An 18,541-nucleotide genomic window follows, 5' to 3' on the forward strand; every position below is an offset into this window, starting at 1 on the left:
ATCCAACCCTCCATGGCGTTTGGCAGTCGTCCCGCTGGTTCCGGCAAGCACCGCGGATCCAGCCGCCTGAGCCGTAAGACCGCCGGTTACGCCGGCATCGCCGCGATCGCCACCACGGGCGTCGTCGGCTCCCTCGCCGCCCCGGCCTTCGCCGCGGACAACCACAGCAGCTCCGCCCCGGAGAACGGGCTGGGCGCCGTCGTCGTCGCCGAGGACCTCGCGGGTGACATCGCGGACCAGGCCGCGTCCCAGCAGCGCGCCGCCGACCACGCCGCCGCCAAGGCGCAGGCCGAGGCCGACGCCAAGCAGCGGGCCGCCGAGGCCAAGCGCCTCGCCGAGGCCAAGGCGAAGGCCGAGCGCGAGGCCGCCGAGCGCGCGGCCCGCGAGGAGGAGCGCAAGCGCCTCAACACCTTCGTCGCCCCGATCGAGGGCTCGTACGTGAGCACGCAGTACCACGCGGGCGGCGGCATGTGGTCCTCCGGCAGCCACACCGGCATCGACCTGCACGCCTCCTCCGGCACCTCGGTCCACGCGGTGGGCGTCGGTGTCGTGGTCGAGGCGGGCTGGGGCGGCGCGTACGGCAACAACGTCGTGATCAAGCACAACGACGGCACCTACACGCAGTACGGGCACATGAACTCGCTGAGCGTCTCCGTCGGCCAGCAGGTCACCGCCGGCCAGGTGATCGGCCTGTCGGGCTCCACCGGCAACTCCAGCGGCCCGCACCTGCACTTCGAGGCCCGCACCGGCTCGCAGTACGGCTCGGACATCGACCCGATCGCCTACATGCGTTCGCACGGCGTCGATCTCTGATCCGTCGTCCCGCACCTTTCACCGAAGACCCCGGCTCCCCGAGCCGGGGTCTTCGTGTGTCCGCCCGGATCCGCCCCCTGTGAATGTTTCGTATTTCCGGCCGCTCTCGGAAATGATCGTGTGTTGCAATAGAGTCGCAGCACGCGCACGTGCGCGCATTGAGGCTGGCAGTCGGAAATAGGCGGAGGTTCGGTCTTGCGTATTCCTGCGCACGCAGTATGCACAGCAATCCGCGATGACATCGTCTCCGGTGTCTTCGAACCGGGGAGTCGGCTGACCGAGGAGGTGCTGGCCCGCCGGTACGGAGTCTCGCGCGTCCCGGTCCGCGAGGCGCTGCGGACCCTGGAGTCCGAGGGGTTCGTGACGACGCGGCGCCACGCGGGGGCCTGCGTCGCCGAGCCGACCGAGCAGGAGGCGGCCGACCTGCTGGAGCTGCGGATGCTCCTGGAGCCCCTGGCGGCGGCCCGGGCGGCCCGGCGGCGCACCGAGGCGCACCTCAAGGTGCTGCGTGGGCTGGTCAGACTGGGTCAGGAACGGGCCAGGCGGGGCCAGGGAGAGGACCTGAGGTCCCTGGGCGGCTGGTTCCACGAGACGCTCGCCCAGTCCTCGGGCAGCCCCGGGCTGATCGCGCTGCTCACCCAGATGCGGCACAAGATCGCGTGGATGTACGTGGTGGAGGCGCCCCTGCGGCCCGTGGAGTCCTGGGCGGAGCACGGTGCGATCGTGGACGCGGTGGCCCGCGGGGACGCGGAGCGGGCGCGGGCGCTGACCGCGCTCCACGCCGACCGGGCGGCGGGTGCGCACCGGCGGCGGGTCCGGCCGGCTGTGAGCACTTCGCAACCTGCCGTAAACATGTCGAGCGGGCGGCATTAACAGGGGCCGTATACAAAGGACGACATCGTGGCATCGCGCCCGTTTATCGCGCGGTGCGCACGGGGTGAATTCGGCGCGCCGCATTTCTGCGGAGGGGCCTGAGATGTCCGCCGGGCTCTTTTTCTTCGGCGCTGAATTACGTGGTTGGATTTCCGAGGGTTTCCAGGGCTCCGCGCGCCCCCCGGCCGGGCGCCACAACGGCGAAGCCGCGGGCCCCCGGCCGTCCGGGGCCCGCGGCTTCGCGGCGTACTGCTCGGGTGGAACCCGAAGGGTCAGACGGTCTCGGGAAGCTCTTCGAGACCCTCGGCGACCAGCTTCGCGAGGCGGTCGAGCGCGACGTCCGCACCCTCGGCCTCCGAGGCGAGGACGATCTCCTCGCCGCCCTGGGCGCCCAGGCCCAGAACCGCCAGCATGGAAGCGGCGTTGACGGGGTCGCCGCCCTTCTTCGCGATGGTCACCGGGACGCCGGAAGCGGTCGTCGCACGGACGAAGATCGAGGCGGGACGAGCGTGCAGGCCCTCGGCCCAGCCGACGTTGACGCGGCGCTCTGCCATGGTGATGCCCTTCAGGTTCTTACGGTTGTCTAGACCAGTCTCTCACGACGCCCTGAATGCTCCGACCGGCCCTCGGCCCGAATCCGCCGTCGCTCGACCTCCCCAGCTTGCACCGGTTTGCCCCGTATCGCCTCATGCGCCGCGCACGCACCGCCCAGCCCGTCCCGGCCGTAAAGTAGCCCCATGACCATCGAGTCGGACCCCTCGTACCCGGCCCACTGGGAAGCCGACGTCGTCCTGCGCGACGGCGGCACCGCCCGGATCAGGCCCATCACCACCGAGGACGCGGGCCGGCTGGTCAGCTTCTACGAGCAGGTCTCGGACGAGTCGAAGTACTACCGCTTCTTCGCCCCCTACCCCCGCCTCTCCGACCGCGACGTCCGCCGCTTCACGCACCACGACTACGTGGACCGGGTCGGCCTGGCCGCGACCATCGGCGGGCAGTTCATCGGCACCGTCCGCTACGACCGCATCGGCCCCGACGGCCGGCCCGCCTCCGCGCCCGCCGACGAGGCCGAGGTCGCCTTCCTCGTCCAGGACGCCCACCAGGGCCGCGGGGTCGCCTCCGCGCTCCTCGAACACATCGGCGCGGTGGCCCGGGAGCGCGGCATCCGCCGCTTCGCCGCCGAGGTGCTGCCCGCCAACACCAAGATGATCAAGGTGTTCACGGACGTCGGCTACGAGCAGAAGCGCAGCTTCGAGGACGGCTCCGTCCACCTCACCCTCGACCTCGAACCCACCGCCGAGTCCCTCGCGGTGCAGCGCGCCCGCGAACAGCGCGCCGAGGCCCGCTCGGTGCAACGGCTGCTGACCCCCGGCTCGGTGGCCGTCGTCGGAGTCAGCCGCTCCGGCGCGGGCGTGGGCGCGGCCGCCCTGCGCAACCTGCGCGACAGCGGCTTCCACGGCCACCTCTACGCCGTCAACGAGGCCGTCACGCGCGACCTGCTGGACGGCGTTCGGGCCTACCGCTCCATCGAGGCCATCGGCGCCCCCGTCGACCTCGCGGTGATCGCGGTTCCGGCCGACCGGGTCCCCGGCGTGGTCGCCTCCTGCGGGGAGCACGGCGTGCAGGGGCTCGTCGTCCTGTCCGACGGGTACGGGGAGAGCGGCCCCGCCGGCCTCGCCCGCCAGCGCGAACTGGTCCGCCAGGTGCGCTCGTACGGCATGCGCCTGATCGGGCCGAACGCCTACGGGGTGATCAACACCGCGCCGGAGGTCGAGCTCAACGCCTCGCTGACTCCCGCCCCGATGCCGATGCGCGGCCGGATCGGGCTGTTCACGCAGTCCGGTGCGATCGGGATCGCCCTGCTCTCCGCGCTGCTCCGGCGCGGCGAGGGACTGTCCTCCTTCATCTCCGCCGGGAACCGCGCCGACGTCTCCGGCAACGACATCCTCCAGTACTGGTACGACGACCAGTCGACCGACGTCGCCCTGATGTACCTCGAAACCCTGGGCAATCCGCGGAAGTTCACCCGCCTCGCCCGCCGGACCGCGGCCGAGAAGCCGGTGGTCGTCGCCCGCGGCGGCCGCCACACCCCGGCCGGGCACGTCGTCCCCGGCACCAGACTGCCCGAGGCCACCGTCTCCGACCTGCTGCGGCAGGCCGGCGTCATCCGGGTCGACACGGTGACGGAGCTGGTCGACGTCGGTCTGCTGCTGGCCTCGCAGCCGCTGCCCGCCGGGCCGAGGATCGCGATCCTCGGCAACTCCGAGTCCCTCGGGGTCCTCACCTACGACGCCTGCCTGACCCAGGGCCTGCGCCCGCTGGCGCCGCTGGACCTGACGACGGCGGCCTCGCCGCAGGACTTCCGGGCGGCGCTGGTCTCGGCGCTGGCCTCCGAGGACTGCGACGCGGTCGTCGTCACGGCGATCCCCTGGGTGAGCGAGCAGGCACTGGCCGACGAGCTGGCCGACGCGCTGCGCGAGGCCGTGGCCGAGGTGCCGGGCAAGCCGGTCGCCGTCGTCCATGTGGAACTCGGCGAGCTGGTCGACGCGCTGTCCGCGGAGCGCGGCCCCTGGGCCCCCGGTCCCCGCACACCGGACGGCCCGGGCACGGCGGACGGCCCGACGGCCGGCCGGATCCCCAGCTACCCCGCCGCCGAGCGGGCCGTACGGGCCCTCGCCGAGGCCGTGCGGTACGGGCAGTGGCGGCGGTCCCTCGCCGAGGTCGGGCGCGTCCCGGAGTACGAGGACATAGACGAGGCCGGGGCGGCCGCCCAGCTGGCCGGGCTGCTGGCCGACGTCGACGGCGGGGCCGTGCTGACCCTGGCGGAGTGGGACGCGCGCGAGCTGCTCGGGCGCTACGGGATCCGCGTCCTGCCCGCCCTGCCCGCGCCGAGCCCCGACGCGGCGGTCCGCGCCGCCGGGATCCTGGGCTATCCGGTGGCGCTGAAGACCACCGCTCCGCACCTGCGCCACCGCGCGGACCTGGGCGGCGTACGGCTCGACCTCAGGGACGAGGCCGAGCTGAGGCGCTCGTACGAGGACCTCACCGCGCTGCTCGGCAAGCCCTCGGAGCTCCAGCCGGTGGTGCAGGCGATGGTGCCGCGCGGCGTCGACACCGTCGTGCGCTCCGTCATCGACCCGGCGGCCGGCGCCGTCCTGTCCTTCGGGCTCGCCGGCGTCGCCTCCGAGCTGCTGGGCGACACCGCGCACCGCCTCGTCCCGGCGACCGACCGGGACGCCGCGGGCCTGATCCGATCCATCCGGACCGCACCCCTCCTCTTCGGCTGGCGGGGCAGCGCCCCCGTGGACACCGCCGCCCTGGAGGAGCTGCTCCTGCGGGTGTCCCGGCTCGTGGACGACCACCCCGAGGTGATCGGCGTCTCCCTGGAGCCCGTCGTGGTCGCCACCGAGGGGCTGTCCGTGCTCAGCGCCACCGTCCGCGTCGCTCACCCGCCCGCCCGGGGCGACCTCGGCCCGCGCACCCTGCCCAGTTACTGAGGCCGCTCACGCGGTGCCGTCGCGAGGAGGCCGGGGCGCCCCGTACGGGCCTTAGGATGGACCTCATGGCGAAATCCGGTACGACGACCCAGGGGCTGCGCACGGCGATCGAGCGCAGCGGCTACTACCCGGCCCTCGTGGCCGAGGCCGTGGAGGCCGCGGTGGGCGGCGAGCCGATCTCGTCGTACCTGGTCCACCAGGAGACCACCTTCGACTCCAACGAGGTGCGCCGCCACGTCACGGTGCTGGTCCTGACCGGCAACCGCTTCATCGTCAGCCACACCGACGAGCAGGCCGCCGACGCCGGTTCCCCCTCCCCGTACGCGACCACCTCCACCGAGTCGGTCAAGCTGTCCAGCATCTCCTCCGTGGTGCTGAGCCGCGTCGTCGCCAACCCGGAGTCCTACACCCCCGGCACCCTGCCCCGCGAGGTCGTCCTGACCATCGGCTGGGGCGCGGTCTCCCGGATCGACCTGGAGCCCGCCGCCTGCGGCGACCCGAACTGCGACTCCGACCACGGCTACACCGGCAACTCCACCGCCGACGACCTCAGCCTGCGCGTCAGCGAGGCTGGTGACGGCCCCGAGGCGGTGCGCCAGACCCTGCTCTTCGCCCAGGCGCTCTCCGAGGCCACCGCGGCCACGTCCACCCCCTCGCGCTGATGGCGTACTCCGCGCCGCAGAGCTGGGACGAGCCGGAACTGCTGGACCTGGCAGGCGCCCCCGTCCCCGAGTACGGCGCCGGCTCCCTCGCCGACCTGCTGCCCACGCTCGTGGCGGGCCAGGGCGTGCCCGGCTTCACCGCCTCCCTCGCGGAGCTCACCCCGGCCGACCGGAACTGCGTGTTCCTGGTCGACGGCATGGGCTGGGAGCAGATCAAGGCCCACCCGGACGAGGCCCCGTACCTCACCTCGCTCCTCGCCGGCTCGCGCGGCGGCACCGGCCGCCCGATCACCGCGGGCTTCCCGGCGACCACCGCCACCTCCCTGGCCTCCGTCGGCACCGGCCTGCCGCCCGCCCGGCACGGCCTGCCCGGCTACGCCGTGCGCAACCCGGCCACCGGCGAGCTGATGAACCAGCTCCGCTGGCACCCGTGGACCCAGCCGAAGGCGTGGCAGCCGTACCCGACCGTCTTCCAGCAGGCCGACAAGGCGGGCGTGGCGACGGCGCAGGTGTCCTCGCCCGCCTTCCAGACCACCCCGCTCACCAAGGTCGCGCTCAGCGGCGGCACCTTCCTCGGCCGGATGACCGGCGAGGAGCGGATGGACCTCGCGGCCGAGCGCCTCGCGGCCGGTGACCGCTCGCTGGTCTACACCTACTACAGCGAGCTCGACGGGGCCGGCCACCGCCACGGCGTGGACTCCGACGCCTGGCGCGGCCAGCTGATGTACGTCGACCGGCTCGTCCAGCGGCTCGCCGAGCAGCTGCCGCCGCGCACCGCGCTGTACGTGACCGCGGACCACGGCATGGTCGACGTCCCCTTCGACGAGGACTCCCGGACCGACTTCGACGAGGACTGGGAGCTGGGCGCCGGAGTGGCCCTGCTGGGCGGCGAGGGCCGCGCCCGGCACGTGTACGCGGTCCCGGGCGCGCAGGCCGACGTACTGACCGTGTGGCGCGAGGTGCTCGGCGACCGGTTCTGGGTGGCCAGCCGCGAAGAGGCCCTGGAACTGGGCTGGTTCGGCGTGCCGGGGGAGTGCGACGAGCGCGTGCTCGGACGCATCGGGGACGTGGTCGCCGCCGCCCAGGCGGACGTCGCGATCACCGCCTCGCGGCGCGAGCCCAACGAGTCCGCGCTCGTCGGCATGCACGGCTCCATGACGGCCGCGGAGCAGCTCGTACCGCTGCTCGAAGTCCGCACCTGAGCCCGATCAGACACACGACGTCCGCCGCCCTGAACCCCCGACCCGAAAGGTCCTGTACTTCCCATGCCCGAGCTGGTGTTCTTCTCCGGAACGATGGACTGCGGAAAGAGCACTCTGGCGCTCCAGATCGCCCACAACCGCGACGCGCGGGGACTGCAAGGCGTCATCTTCACCCGTGACGACCGGGCGGGCGAGGGCAAGCTGTCCTCCCGCCTGGGCCTGGTGACGGAGGCGGTCGAGGCGCCGGAGGACATGGACCTGTACGCGTACCTGGTCGCGCAGCTGTCCAAGGGCGGCAAGGCGGACTACGTGATCGTGGACGAGGCGCAGTTCCTGACCCCCGCCCAGATCGACCAGCTGGCGCGGATCGTGGACGACCTGGACATGGACGTCTTCGCCTTCGGCATCACGACCGACTTCCGCACGAAGCTCTTCCCGGGCTCGCAGCGCCTGATCGAGCTGGCGGACCGTCTGGAGCAGCTCCAGGTGGAGGCCCTGTGCTGGTGCGGCGCCCGCGCCACGCACAACGCCCGTACGGTGGGCGGGGAGATGGTGGTCGAGGGCGCGCAGGTGGTCGTCGGCGACGTGAACCGCCCGGCGGGGGAGGTCGGCTACGAGGTCCTGTGCCGCCGCCACCACCGCAAGCGCATGACCTCGGCGGCAGCCCACGCGGGCGCCCTCTCCCCGGACGTCCTCCCGGTCAACCACGCCTGAACCCTTTTCCCGACGCCTGTGCCTGTCCCTTGTCGTGTCGTACAGATCCGGTGAGGCGGCGTTCACCATGAGACTCACGCTCGACAACGACTGGACCGCGACGGTCACGGACGAGCCCCTGCGCATCACACCGCGCTTCGACTTCCGGGACTTCCGCCTGGAAGTGGCCATGGAGCTGTGCCGCGACCCCGGGGACACCGTGCTGACCTGCCTGCGCGACCTCGAGGTCCTCGACGAGCCGCTGGAGGCTCGCATCGGCATCGCACCCGACGTGGCACTCCTGGTCCAGCACGGCACCGTCGTCGGCTGGAGCCTCACGGACCCTGCGCGCTACCTGACCACCGGCTTTGCCGCTCCCGATTCGGCTCCCCCCGCCCCGGCCACCCGGCTCCTGCTCACCGCATGCCTCGACCTCGTCACCACGCCGCTGTTCGACGGGGTGAGGCGCCGGGATCCTGCCGCCCTGGTTCGGCTCCGTGCCCTCGACGAGGCCCTGCGCGACCAGCGCGAGGACCGGCACCGAGTCGACGCCTTGACCGCGCTGGTTGCGGACTTGGTGGAGGACTACGGGAACTGGTGACGGTCCGCTGGGGACGTCGTTGACGTTGGCCGGGGTGAATACACCTTGGCTGGGGGGCCGCGTCCGTCACAGATGGCGCTCCAGATCGCCCACGGCCGCGACGCGCGGGGACGTAAGGGTTTCGTCATGGCTGCTGGGGTGGTGTGCGGGCGGGGCGGCGCATTGAATGCGGGGGACGGATTCGCGAGAGGTGGGGCATCGGTGAGTGCAGGGGTGAGGCGGCGGCGCGGCGGGATCGTGATCGGTGCGGCGATCGCGGCGCTGGTGGTGCTGGGCGCAGGGCTGTACTGGTTCCAGCCGTGGAAGATCTGGCAGGACGACACGGTGCGCGAGGCGCTGCCGTCCGTTTCTGCGGCCCCGTCCGCCGCCCCGTCCGCCGCCGCCGCGCCGGCCTCGCCGCGGACCGTCGCGCAGGGCGTTCTCATCAGCCACGAGCACACCACCACGGGCACCGTGAAGCTCGTCCGCCTGCCGGACGGTTCTCACCTCCTGCGGCTGGAGAACCTGGACACCAGCAACGGTCCCGACCTGCGGGTCTGGCTCACCGACGCCCCCGTCAAGGAGGGCGTGGCCGGCTGGCGCGTCTTCGACGACGGCAAGTACGTCAGCCTCGGCAAGCTCAAGGGCAACAAGGGCGACCAGAACTACGAGATCCCGGCCGGGGTGGACCCCGCCGCCTACAGCAGCGTCACCATCTGGTGCGACCGCTTCGACGTCTCCTTCGGTGCGGCGGGCCTCACGCAGGTGTGACGCCGTCCGCGGCCCGGTGTCCGGATGCCGGCCCTTGTGGTCAACCGCACACGGGGGTGGGTCCGGTGTGACGGTCATTCAACTTGCTTGCGGGGACGGGCTGGTCGTCTTCGGCGCCCGTTTTGTGGCGATGTTCGGATGGCGAGACGACTTGACGCACGGCCCGATGGTCGCTTAGGTACGCCTTACCTAAGCTTCCATCGAAGGTTTTCAGCCATGCCAAGACCCGTCCTGCGCCCGCTCCCGAAGACCGAGGGCTGAGCCGTGGCCCTCGTCACCGACCTGTCGTCGGCCGCCATGTCCGGGCCTGTGCCCGTGACCGTGACTGTGCCCGCGTCCGGGCCTGCGTCCGCGTCCGGGCCCGCGTCCGCCGACGGGCCGGAGCGGCTCACCCCCGTGTGGATGCTCGTCTTCCTCGGCCTCCTCGGGTCGGCCGTGCTCGCGGGTGCCTGCTGGCTGTCCGGCCACGTCCACGCCGACACCACCCTGCAGACGGTGGCCCGTTTCTTCCACGTGGCGGCCCTCGTGGTCGGGCTGGGCGCCGTGCTCGCCGTCGACTGGTTCGCCGTCCTGTGGCTGCTGGGCCGGCGCGGCCTGTCCGACATCACCAGCACCGCCTGCGCCCTGCAGATACCCATCTGGTTCGGACTGGCCGGCCTGACCGTCACCGGCCTGTTCCTGCGCCCGGACCTGAACTCGCCCCTGACGCTGGTCAAGCTCGGCCTCGTCCTGGCCGTCACCGTCAACGGCCTGTACGCACACTGGCTCGGCCAGCGCCTCGACCGCTACCGGGACACGCCGGTCCCGCGCGCGCTGCTCGTCCAGTCGGGCGTCGCCGCCGCCGTCAGCCAGTGCGGCTGGTGGGGCGCCACCTTCATCGGCTTCCTCAACAGCCAGTCCTGACCCGCCCCGGGCGCGGCGCGCTCCCGTGCCCCCCGGACTACCGCCGGGACCGCACGAGGGCGAACACCGCGCCCTCCGGGTCCGCGACCGTGGCCACCCTGCCGGTCGGCCCCTCCCGCGGCGGGTCCACCACGCGCCCGCCGAGCTCGGTCACCCGCTGCGCGGCCGCGTCGGTGTCCGCCACCTCGAAGTACGCCATCCAGTGCGGGCCCCGGTCGTGCGGCAGCGCCCGTCCGACGCCGTGTACGGCGGCCACCGGGCGGCCCTCCAGACGCAGGGTCAGGTAGTCGAAGTCGCCGGAGGCCGCCTCGTGGGCCAGTGCCTCGTGGCCGAAGACGTGCTCGTAGAACTTGCCGACCGTCGAGGTGTCCTGGGTGACCAGCTCGTTCCAGACCGGGGTGCCGGGCGCCCCGTGCAGCCGGGTGCCCATGCGCGTCTGCGCCTGCCAGAGCCCGAAGATCGCCCCCAGCGGGTCGGAGCAGATCGCCACCCGCCCCGCGGCGCCCGCGTCCAGGGGGCCCACCGCCACCGTGCCGCCGCACGAGCGGACCGCCTCGGCGGTCGCGTCGGCGTCGTCCGTGGCGAGGTACGTCGTCCAGGCCACCGGGAGATGCCGGTCGGGGGGCATCTCGCCGATCCCGGCCACCTCCTCGCCGTCCAGCACGGCGCGGACGTACGGGCCGAGCTGCTCGGGACCCGGGACGTACTCCCAGCCGAACAGGTCGGCGTAGAAGTCCTCGGTGGTCCCGAGGCCGTGCACCATCAGACTCACCCAGCACGGGGTGCCGGGCGTGCGCCGGGTTGCTTCCGCTGCCTCGGTCATGTCAGCCGTCTCCTCCGTCGTGCCGCTTACCGGTGCTGATGCTTCCACTCCGCGGCACCCCGCGCGTCCCGACCGGGCCGCAAAGCCGCGCCCCTGGACGGAGATGTCCGGATCCCTGTGCCGCCCCGTTGACGGCCCTGTGACGCGGGTGCCGGACGGGGAGGAAGATGGCCGGCATGACAGCGAAATCTGCGATCCTCTCCGCCGCCGAACTCCAGCGCGAACTGGCCGGTCCGCGGCCGCCGGTGCTGCTGGACGTCCGCTGGCAGCTCGGTGGCCCTGACCAGCGGCCCGCCTACGAGGCCGGACACCTGCCCGGCGCCGTGTACGTCGACCTCGACCGCGAACTGGCAGGTCCGCCGGGGCCGGGCGGACGGCACCCGCTGCCCGACCCGGAGGCCTTCGGCGCGGTCATGCGGAGGGCCGGCGTCCGCGCCGACGTGCCGGTGGTCGTGTACGACGGCGGGCAGGGCTGGGCGGCCGCCCGGGCATGGTGGATGCTCCGCTGGACGGGTCACCCGGACGTGCGAGTGCTGGACGGGGGACTGACCGCGTGGACGGCTGACGGGGGCGAGGTCACGGCCGACGAAGCGACCCCTGTAGAGGGCGATTTCAAGCCAAATCCGGGTGCGGTCGGACTCCTGGACGCGGACGGGGCGGCCGCGCGGGCGCGTGCGGGGCTGCTCCTGGACGCCCGGGCGGGGGAGCGGTACCGCGGTGAGGTCGAGCCGATCGACCCCGTCGGGGGCCACATCCCGGGCGCGGTGTCCGCCCCGACGGCGGAGAACGTGGCACCGGACGGCCGTTTCCTGCCGGCCGGGGCGCTGCGGGCGCGGTTCGAGGCCCTGGGCGCGACCGAGGGGACCCCGGTGGGCGTGTACTGCGGCTCGGGGGTGTCCGGAGCCCATGAGGTCCTCGCCCTGGCGGTGGCGGGGATCGAGTCCGACCTCTACGCGGGCAGTTGGTCGCAGTGGTCCAGCGACCCGGCCCGCCCCGTGGCGACCGGCCCGGACCCGCAGTAGCCCCGTACCCGCGGCGCGGACCCTCAGCACGGGCCCGCGGCGCGGATCCGCAGCACGGGGCCCACAGCACGGACCCGGCGCGTGGAAGGCCGCCGCCGGGTCACCCCGGCGGCGGCGCTACTCCTGCTTCTTGCGGCGGGTGCCGAAGACGATCTCGTCCCAGCTGGGCACGGCCGCCCGGCGTCCGGGGCGCACCCCGTCCGCCTCGGCCTGCCGGTCGGTGGTGCCCGTCAGGCGGTCGCGGTGGCCCGCCACCGTGCGGGGCATCAGGACGTCGGCGTACGCGGACCCGGCGCCCGCCGAGGCGGCCGGGGCCGGCGGCTCCTCCGCCTCCGGTTCCGTCTCCGGGGCTTCGGCGGGGGAGCGGTCCGGGACCACCATGTCGCCGCGGAAGCTCGGAACGGCCTCCAGCAGGCTCGTCAGCGTGTCCCGCTCCTCCTCCGGATCGGGCGCGGGCGGCGCGTGCCCGGCGGAGCGCTCCTGCTGGCGCTCCAGCTGCCGGTCCAGGGCGCGGTCCAGCGGCCTGTCGCGCGGCAGCCGCGCGATCCTCGGTACGAAGGGGAAGCTCGGCTCCGGCGTCGCCGGCAGGTCCTCGGACTCGCCGATCAGCGAGCGCGCCTCGTCGTCCACGGCCACGACCAGCCGGCGCGGCGGGTCGTAGGTCCAGCTGGCCGAGTGCGGCTCACCGGCCACCAGGTAGACGAGGAGGACCTCCCAGGTCCCGTCGTCGCGGCGCCACGAGTCCCACTGGACGGATTCCTTCTCGGCCCCGCGCAGGGTCAGGCGCTCCTGCACGGCCTCGCCGAGCTGGGGTCCGGCGTTCTCGCCGGGACGGCGCACGGGGGTCTTGCGGGCCCGCTCGGCCATGAACGCGCGCTCGGCGAGCACCGGGCCCTCGAAGCGGCGTACGCGGTCGACGGGGATGCCGGCGAGTTGGGCGACCTCCTCCGCGGAGGCACCGGCTCGTATGCGGGCCTGGATGTCGCGGGGGCGGAGGTGGCTCTCCACCTCGATCTCGATCTGGTTCAGGCGCGCGCGGTCGTTGCGCACGGCAGCCCGCAGCCGCTCGTCGATCGGAAGCGTGTACTCCGTGCTGTCCCCAGCCTTGAGCACCAGTCGTGTGCCGTCATTTGAGACGGCCACGACACGCAGTTCGGGCATGGGGACCTCCCGGGTGGTGCCTGCCGACGTCACGTGCGTCGCTGCTTCCGCTAGTCGAGTGTGGCCTGCCCGGGTGCAGCCTGCCACAACCTTGCCGAGTTAAACCGGCGTGTCGGGCATGCGCCCTTGATCGCCGTTATGGCACGGTTACCTGTTGGGCACGCACAGTGACCGACTGATTACTGTGCGCAGCAGGAACCCGTGCAATACCGCGGCATCACCGGTCTTTGAGCGCCGTTTTCCATCTACCGGCCCCCTCTCCCGAGTCCGGACATCCGTAAGGAAGGACAGCCCCAGGGCTCGCCACAGTACTCCATTCGGGCCACCTGGGTGGACCGCCGCGCCGCCGAAGTTATCCCGGACGGCGGGAGTTGCGCTGCCCTGCGTCCGGCCCGCGGCGCACCCGTGTCCGTTTCGGGGTGACTTGGCGCGAGGTATCCGCAGAAACGCTACTCCTCGCGCCGCGGGCCGGACCCGACGGGTGCTCAGTCCCCCAGCACCCGCCGCAGGTAGTCGTTGCCGAAGAGCCGGTCCGGGTCGAGACGGTCGCGCAGCGCGGTGAACTCCCCGAACCGCGGGTAGACCTCGGCGAAGTACGCCGCGTCGCGCGTGTGCACCTTGCCCCAGTGCGGACGGCCGCCGTGCGCCGTGAAGATGCGCTCGGCCGCCGTGAAGTAGGCCTGGTACGGGGTGCCCTTGTACAGGTGCACCGCGATGTACGCCGTCTCGCGCCCCGAGGCCGTGGACAGCGTGATGTCGTCCGCCGGCGCCGTCCGCACCTCCACCGGGAAGCTGATCCGCAGGCCGGAGCGGTCGACCATCGCGCGCAGCTCCCGCAGCGCCTCGATGACCCGCTCGCGGGGGAGCGCGTACTCCATCTCCACGAACCGCACCCGGCGCGGACTGGTGAACACCTTGTACGGGATGTCCGTGTAGGTGCGCGCCGACAGGGCGCGGCTGGCCACGCGGGCGATGGCGGGAATGGTGGCCGGCAGGGCGCGGCCCAGCGAGTTGGCCGCCTGGAAGACTCCGTTGGAGAGCAGCTCGTCCTCGATCCAGGCGCTCACCGGGCCGGGCGGGGCCGCGGGGCCCTGGCTGCGGTTGTTCCGCTTGGTGTTGCAGTTGCCGGTGTGGGGGAACCAGTAGAACTCGAAGTGCTCGTTCTCCGTGACGTGCTCGTCGAACTCGGCGGCCACCCGGTCGAAGCCCATCGGTTCCTCACGGGCGGTCAGGAAGAAGAGCGGTTCCACGGCGAAGGTGATCGCGGTGACGATGCCGAGCGCGCCGAGCCCGATCCGGGCCGCGGCGAAGACCTCCGGGTTCTCCTTCTCGGAGCAGGTCATGAGCCGGCCGTCCGCCGTGACCAGCTCCAGGCCGCGTATCTGGGCGGCGATGGAGGCCGAGTCGCGGCCGGTGCCGTGGGTTCCGGTACTGGTGGCGCCGGAGACCGTCTGCTCCATGATGTCGCCCATGTTGGTGAGGGAGAGGCCCTCCCTGGCGAGCGCCCGGTTCAGGTCCTTGAGGACCGTGCCCGCCTCCACCGTGACCGTGCCGGCGGCCCGGTCGATCCCGCGGATCCCGGCCAGCGTCTGGGGCCGCACGAGCACGCCGTCGGTGGCGGCGGCCGCGGTGAAGGAGTGGCCGGAGCCGACCGCCTTCACCCGCAGTCCCTCCTCGGCGGCCCGGCGGACCGCCTCCTGGAGCTCCCCGACCGAGGCCGGGGTCACCACGCGGGTGGGCGTGGCGGTGACGGTCCCCGCCCAGTTACGCCACGTGGCCGGCCCGTTCTTCCCTGCCGTCTGTGCTGTGTCCGCCATCGCTAGAGGGCCCCTCCCCTTGCGCCGGCCTCGTCAGCCGGCGGTATCCCGCGAACGCCACCGCCGCCGCGGCCGCTCCCGCCGAGATGGAGACGACGTACCCGCTGCGCGCCCCGGCGGCGTCGATGACCAGACCGGTCACGGACGAACCGACGGCGACGCCGACCGCGAGGCCGGTGCTGATCCAGGTCATGCCCTCGGTCAGCTTCGCGCGGGGTACGTGCGCCTCGATCAGGGCCATCGTGGTGATCATCGTGGGAGCGATGGCGAGGCCCGAGACGAAGAGCGCCACGGCCAGAAACGGAAGGTTCCCGGCCAGTAGGAGGGGGATCATACTCACGGCCATCGCACAGATGCCCAGTACCCAACGAGGTTCCGTCCGGCCCTTGAGATGCAGCAGGCCGAAGACGATTCCGGCGATACAGGACCCGAGCGCCCAGATGGCCAGGATGAGACTGGCCGCGGACTTGTGGCCCTGCTCCTCCGCGAAGGCCAGAGTGGACACGTCGATGGAGCCGAAGATCGCGCCGGTCGCCACGAAGGTGGCGGTGAGCACCTGGAGGCCGGGGGAGCGCAGGGCCGAGGTGCGCCGGGCGTCCGCGTCGCGCGGGTGCGGCGCGGGCTCGGTGGAGCGCTGCGCGGTGAGCAGCCAGACCCCGACCAGCAGGCAGACGGCGGCGATCAGCGGGCCGGCCTCCGGGAACCAGGTCGTCGAGAGTCCGATGGCGATGATCGGGCCGAAGATGAAGCAGACCTCGTCCACCACGGACTCGAAGGAGTACGCGGTGTGCAGCTCGCGGGGGGAGTCCCGGTAGATCACGGTCCAGCGGGCGCGGACCATGGAGCCGACGCTCGGTACGCAGCCCGCGACCGCGGCGAAGACGAACAGCGTCCAGTCGGGCCAGCCGTTCGCCGCGGCCACCAGCAGTCCGGTGACCGCCGCGACGGAGATCAGGGTCGCGGGGCGCAGGACCCGCCGCTGGCCGTACTGGTCCACCAGGCGCGACACCTGCGGGCCCACGACCGCCGCGGCGAGCGCGAGCGTGCCGGTGAGGGCGCTGGCCATCGCGTAGCGGCCGGTGATCTCGGAGATCATCGTCAGGATGCCGACGCCGACCATGGAGATCGGCAGGCGGCCTATCAGGCCGGCGGCGCTGAATCCCTTGGTGCCGTGGGACGCGAAGATCGCGCGGTAGGGACTGGGCAAGGGCCCTCCGTAAGGGACGTGACGGGCCCATACAGGTTACGACCGCCTACGGGCACCCGCACGGGGAAATTCGGGACCGGGAAAGACCGGGAAAGTTAGGTTTACCTTACCCGGGCGGGAGGGCCGGTCCCCGCCGGGCCGCTTCTCTCCCGAGGATCGCGGGTGGCAGGATTCGAGGCATGTCAGACCAGCTCCTCCCGCCCGCCGGCGGGACCGCCGCCCCCTACGACGCCCTCCTGCTGCTCTCCTTCGGCGGCCCCGAGGGACCCGACGACGTCGTGCCGTTCCTGGAGAACGTCACGCGCGGGCGCGGCATCCCGCGCGAGCGGCTCAAGGAGGTCGGACAGCACTACTTCGGCTTCGGCGGCGTCAGCCCCATCAACGCGCAGAACCGCGCGCTGCTGGAGGCGCTGCGCAAGGACTTCGCCGACCACGGCCTGGACCTCCCGGTCTACTGGGGCAACCGGAACTGGGCCCCGTACCTGACCGACGTCCTGCGCGAGATGGCCACCGACGGCCGCCGCCGGATCGCCGTGCTCACCACCAGCGCGTACGCCTCGTACTCGGGCTGCCGGCAGTACCGCGAGAACCTCGCCGACGCGCTGGCCGCCCTCCAGGCCGAGGGCCTGGAACCGCCGCGCGTGGACAAGCTGCGGCACTACTTCAACCACCCCGGCTTCGTCGAACCGATGATCGAGGGCGTGATCGCCGCCCTGGACGCGCTGCCCGAGGAGACCCGGGCGGGCGCCCACCTGGCCTTCACCACCCACTCCATCCCGACGGCCGCCGCCGACACCTCCGGGCCCGTCGAGGACCACACCGAGGGCGGCGAGGGCGGCGCGTACGTCAAGCAGCACCTGGACGTCGCCACGGTGATCGCGGACGAGGTGGCCGTACGCACCGGCGGGGACCACCCCTGGCAGCTCGTCTACCAGTCCCGCAGCGGCGCCCCGCACGTCCCGTGGCTCGAACCGGACATCTGCGACCACCTTGAGGCCCTGCACGGGGCAGGGGCGCCGGCCGTGGTCATGGTGCCGATCGGCTTCGTCTCCGACCACATGGAGGTCCTCTACGACCTCGACACCGAGGCCACCGCCAAGGCTGCGGAACTGGGCCTTCCGGTCGCCCGGTCCGCGACCGTCGGCGCCGACCCGCAGTTCGCCGGGGCCGTACGGGAGCTCGTACTGGAGCGGGCCGCCAGGGAGCGCGGCGAATCCGCCGAGGAGTGCTGGGTCGGCATGCTGGGCCAGAGCCATGACCTGTGCGCCGTGGGCTGCTGCCCGGGGCGGGCGCCCCGGCCGGCGGCCGCGGGCGAGGACAGTCCGTACGCTTAGGAAGGGCAACCGTGATCTCCGAAGAGCTGAAGGCCGAACTGCTGGACGTGGGGCTGGAGGCCGCCCGGCAGGCCGGAGCGCTGCTGCGCGACGGCCGGCCGGCCGATCTGGCGGTGGCCGCGACGAAGAGCAGCCCCATCGACGTGGTGACCGAGATGGACATCGCGGCCGAGAAGCTGATCACCGGCATCCTCGCGGAGCGGCGCCCCGAGGACGGGCTGCTGGGCGAGGAGGGCGCGGACACCCCCGGGACCAGCGGGGTGCGCTGGGTCGTCGACCCGCTGGACGGCACCGTGAACTACCTCTACGGCCTGCCCAGCTGGGGCGTGTCCATCGCGGCCGAGTACGAGGGCGAGACCGTGGTGGGCGTCGTCGCGGCGCCGATGCGCGGGGAGACCTACCACGCGGTGCTCGGCGGCGGGGCGTGGCTGGGCACGACGCGGCTCGCGTGCCGGTCGGCGGCGCCGCTGGACCAGGCGCTGCTGGGGACCGGCTTCGCGTACGTGCAGACCCGGCGGGTCCGGCAGGCCGAGGTGGTGGCGCGGATCATTCCGCTGGTACGGGACATCCGGCGCGGCGGCTCGGCGGCGCTCGACCTGTGCGACGTGGCGGCCGGACGGCTGGACGGGTACTACGAGCGCGGGCTCAACCCGTGGGACCTGGCGGCGGGCGACCTGATCGCCCGGGAGGCGGGGGCCGTGACGGGGGGCCGGACCGGCGAGCCGGCCTCGGGGGAGCTGGTACTGGCCGCGACCCCGTCGGTGTTCGCCTCGCTGCAGCCGCTGCTGGACGAGGCGGGGGCCTGGCACGACTGAGGCGTCGGGAGGGCGGCGGAGGCCACTGGCGAGGCCGCACGCACGCGAACCCCGGCCGCCCTCTCGGGCCGCCGGGGTTCGCGCGGGTGCGGGATCAGCAGGCGGGCACGGCGGCCGAGACCGGGACACCGTGCTCGGCGGCAAGGCGCTGGAGGTCCTCCAGCTCCGCCAGTTCCACTTCCGCGAGGAAGTCGTCGCCGGCCTCGCGGGCTTGCCTGAGGTCCGTCTGCGTGGCCCTGATGCGCTGCAGGAGACCCGCGGTGAATGCGTCCATGGTGGGTTCGCCCCCTCTTCGTGGGTCGGCGGCGGCACGTGGCTGTCCGCCGTCAGGGAGTGGATGGGGTGTTCTGTCGTCCTCCCCGGCACCC

General features: G+C 73.0%; 18 protein-coding genes. 12 read left to right on the forward strand and 6 right to left on the reverse strand.

Annotated features, from left to right (window positions below; translation table 11 throughout):
• The first annotated feature begins 12 nt into the window (after positions 1–12).
• On the forward strand, positions 13–813 hold the full coding sequence (locus ACF059_RS08555) for a M23 family metallopeptidase (RefSeq protein ID WP_392053348.1): 801 nt from the start codon (positions 13–15) through the stop codon (positions 811–813).
• A gap of 195 nt (positions 814–1,008) precedes the next feature.
• On the forward strand, positions 1,009–1,686 hold the full coding sequence (locus ACF059_RS08560) for a GntR family transcriptional regulator (RefSeq protein WP_361943042.1): 678 nt from the start codon (positions 1,009–1,011) through the stop codon (positions 1,684–1,686).
• A 272-nt stretch (positions 1,687–1,958) separates the two neighbouring features.
• Here ACF059_RS08560 and ACF059_RS08565 read toward each other — a convergent pair whose 3' ends face one another.
• Positions 1,959–2,240 carry an HPr family phosphocarrier protein gene (locus ACF059_RS08565; RefSeq protein WP_360892417.1) on the reverse strand — a complete coding sequence of 94 codons (282 nt, stop codon included), beginning with the start codon at positions 2,238–2,240 and terminating at the stop codon, positions 1,959–1,961.
• Positions 2,241–2,423: 183 nt separating this feature from the next.
• Between ACF059_RS08565 and ACF059_RS08570 the strand changes: the two genes are divergently transcribed.
• The 7 genes from ACF059_RS08570 (at position 2,424) to ACF059_RS08600 (ending at position 9,994) form a co-directional block, all read left to right on the forward strand.
• Positions 2,424–5,183, forward strand: a complete 2,760-nt coding sequence (locus ACF059_RS08570; RefSeq protein ID WP_392053351.1) for a GNAT family N-acetyltransferase — start codon at positions 2,424–2,426, stop codon at positions 5,181–5,183.
• Between the two features lie 65 nt (positions 5,184–5,248).
• Positions 5,249–5,845, forward strand: a complete 597-nt coding sequence (locus ACF059_RS08575; RefSeq protein WP_361943035.1) for a DUF5998 family protein — start codon at positions 5,249–5,251, stop codon at positions 5,843–5,845.
• Entirely contained in the window at positions 5,845–7,047 is a 1,203-nt protein-coding gene (locus ACF059_RS08580; protein ID WP_392053354.1) for an alkaline phosphatase family protein, read from the forward strand. Before ACF059_RS08575 ends, ACF059_RS08580 begins: the two co-directional genes overlap by 1 nt.
• Positions 7,048–7,110: 63 nt before the next feature.
• Entirely contained in the window at positions 7,111–7,761 is a 651-nt protein-coding gene (locus tag ACF059_RS08585; RefSeq protein ID WP_361943029.1) for a thymidine kinase, read from the forward strand.
• Positions 7,762–7,828: 67 nt separating this feature from the next.
• Positions 7,829–8,341 carry a hypothetical protein gene (locus ACF059_RS08590; RefSeq protein ID WP_392053357.1) on the forward strand — a complete coding sequence of 171 codons (513 nt, stop codon included), beginning with the start codon at positions 7,829–7,831 and terminating at the stop codon, positions 8,339–8,341.
• Positions 8,342–8,542: 201 nt separating this feature from the next.
• Positions 8,543–9,091, forward strand: coding sequence for a DM13 domain-containing protein (locus tag ACF059_RS08595; RefSeq protein ID WP_366868029.1), 549 nt, complete (start codon positions 8,543–8,545; stop codon positions 9,089–9,091).
• Positions 9,092–9,406: 315 nt separating this feature from the next.
• Complete coding sequence (locus ACF059_RS08600) at positions 9,407–9,994, forward strand: hypothetical protein (RefSeq protein ID WP_392053360.1); 588 nt, start codon at positions 9,407–9,409, stop codon at positions 9,992–9,994.
• 37 nt (positions 9,995–10,031) lie between these two features.
• On the opposite strand, the gene ACF059_RS08605 is transcribed toward ACF059_RS08600, so the two are convergent.
• Positions 10,032–10,817 (reverse strand): VOC family protein, encoded by a 786-nt coding sequence (locus ACF059_RS08605; RefSeq protein WP_366868031.1) that lies wholly within the window; start codon positions 10,815–10,817, stop codon positions 10,032–10,034.
• A 176-nt stretch (positions 10,818–10,993) separates the two neighbouring features.
• Between ACF059_RS08605 and ACF059_RS08610 the strand changes: the two genes are divergently transcribed.
• Entirely contained in the window at positions 10,994–11,839 is an 846-nt protein-coding gene (locus tag ACF059_RS08610) for a sulfurtransferase (RefSeq protein ID WP_392053363.1), read from the forward strand.
• 117 nt (positions 11,840–11,956) lie between these two features.
• Here ACF059_RS08610 and sepH read toward each other — a convergent pair whose 3' ends face one another.
• The 3 genes from sepH to ACF059_RS08625 all read right to left on the reverse strand — a co-directional run bounded on the left by sepH (position 11,957) and on the right by ACF059_RS08625 (position 16,024).
• A complete protein-coding gene (sepH, locus tag ACF059_RS08615) occupies positions 11,957–13,033 on the reverse strand; it encodes a septation protein SepH (RefSeq protein ID WP_392053366.1) in 1,077 nt (358 codons plus the stop codon).
• Between the two features lie 452 nt (positions 13,034–13,485).
• Positions 13,486–14,817, reverse strand: a complete 1,332-nt coding sequence (locus tag ACF059_RS08620; RefSeq protein WP_392053369.1) for a D-arabinono-1,4-lactone oxidase — start codon at positions 14,815–14,817, stop codon at positions 13,486–13,488.
• Positions 14,765–16,024: an MFS transporter gene (locus ACF059_RS08625; protein WP_392053372.1), complete on the reverse strand. Its 1,260-nt coding sequence runs from the start codon at positions 16,022–16,024 to the stop codon at positions 14,765–14,767. The genes ACF059_RS08620 and ACF059_RS08625 overlap by 53 nt, the downstream gene beginning before the upstream one ends.
• A 179-nt stretch (positions 16,025–16,203) precedes the next feature.
• Between ACF059_RS08625 and ACF059_RS08630 the strand changes: the two genes are divergently transcribed.
• Together ACF059_RS08630 and ACF059_RS08635 are read left to right on the forward strand one after the other, a co-directional pair.
• Complete coding sequence (locus tag ACF059_RS08630; RefSeq protein WP_392053375.1) at positions 16,204–17,358, forward strand: ferrochelatase; 1,155 nt, start codon at positions 16,204–16,206, stop codon at positions 17,356–17,358.
• Positions 17,359–17,369: 11 nt separating this feature from the next.
• Positions 17,370–18,173 (forward strand): inositol monophosphatase family protein, encoded by an 804-nt coding sequence (locus ACF059_RS08635; protein ID WP_392053377.1) that lies wholly within the window; start codon positions 17,370–17,372, stop codon positions 18,171–18,173.
• A gap of 94 nt (positions 18,174–18,267) precedes the next feature.
• On the opposite strand, the gene ACF059_RS08640 is transcribed toward ACF059_RS08635, so the two are convergent.
• The gene (locus ACF059_RS08640; protein WP_392053380.1) at positions 18,268–18,447 is read right to left on the reverse strand and encodes a hypothetical protein; all 180 of its coding nucleotides are present in this window, start codon (positions 18,445–18,447) and stop codon (positions 18,268–18,270) included.
• Positions 18,448–18,541 lie beyond the last annotated feature (94 nt).

This window comes from Streptomyces sp. NPDC016562 (assembly GCF_043076955.1).
Taxonomy (GTDB): Bacteria; Actinomycetota; Actinomycetes; order Streptomycetales; family Streptomycetaceae; genus Streptomyces.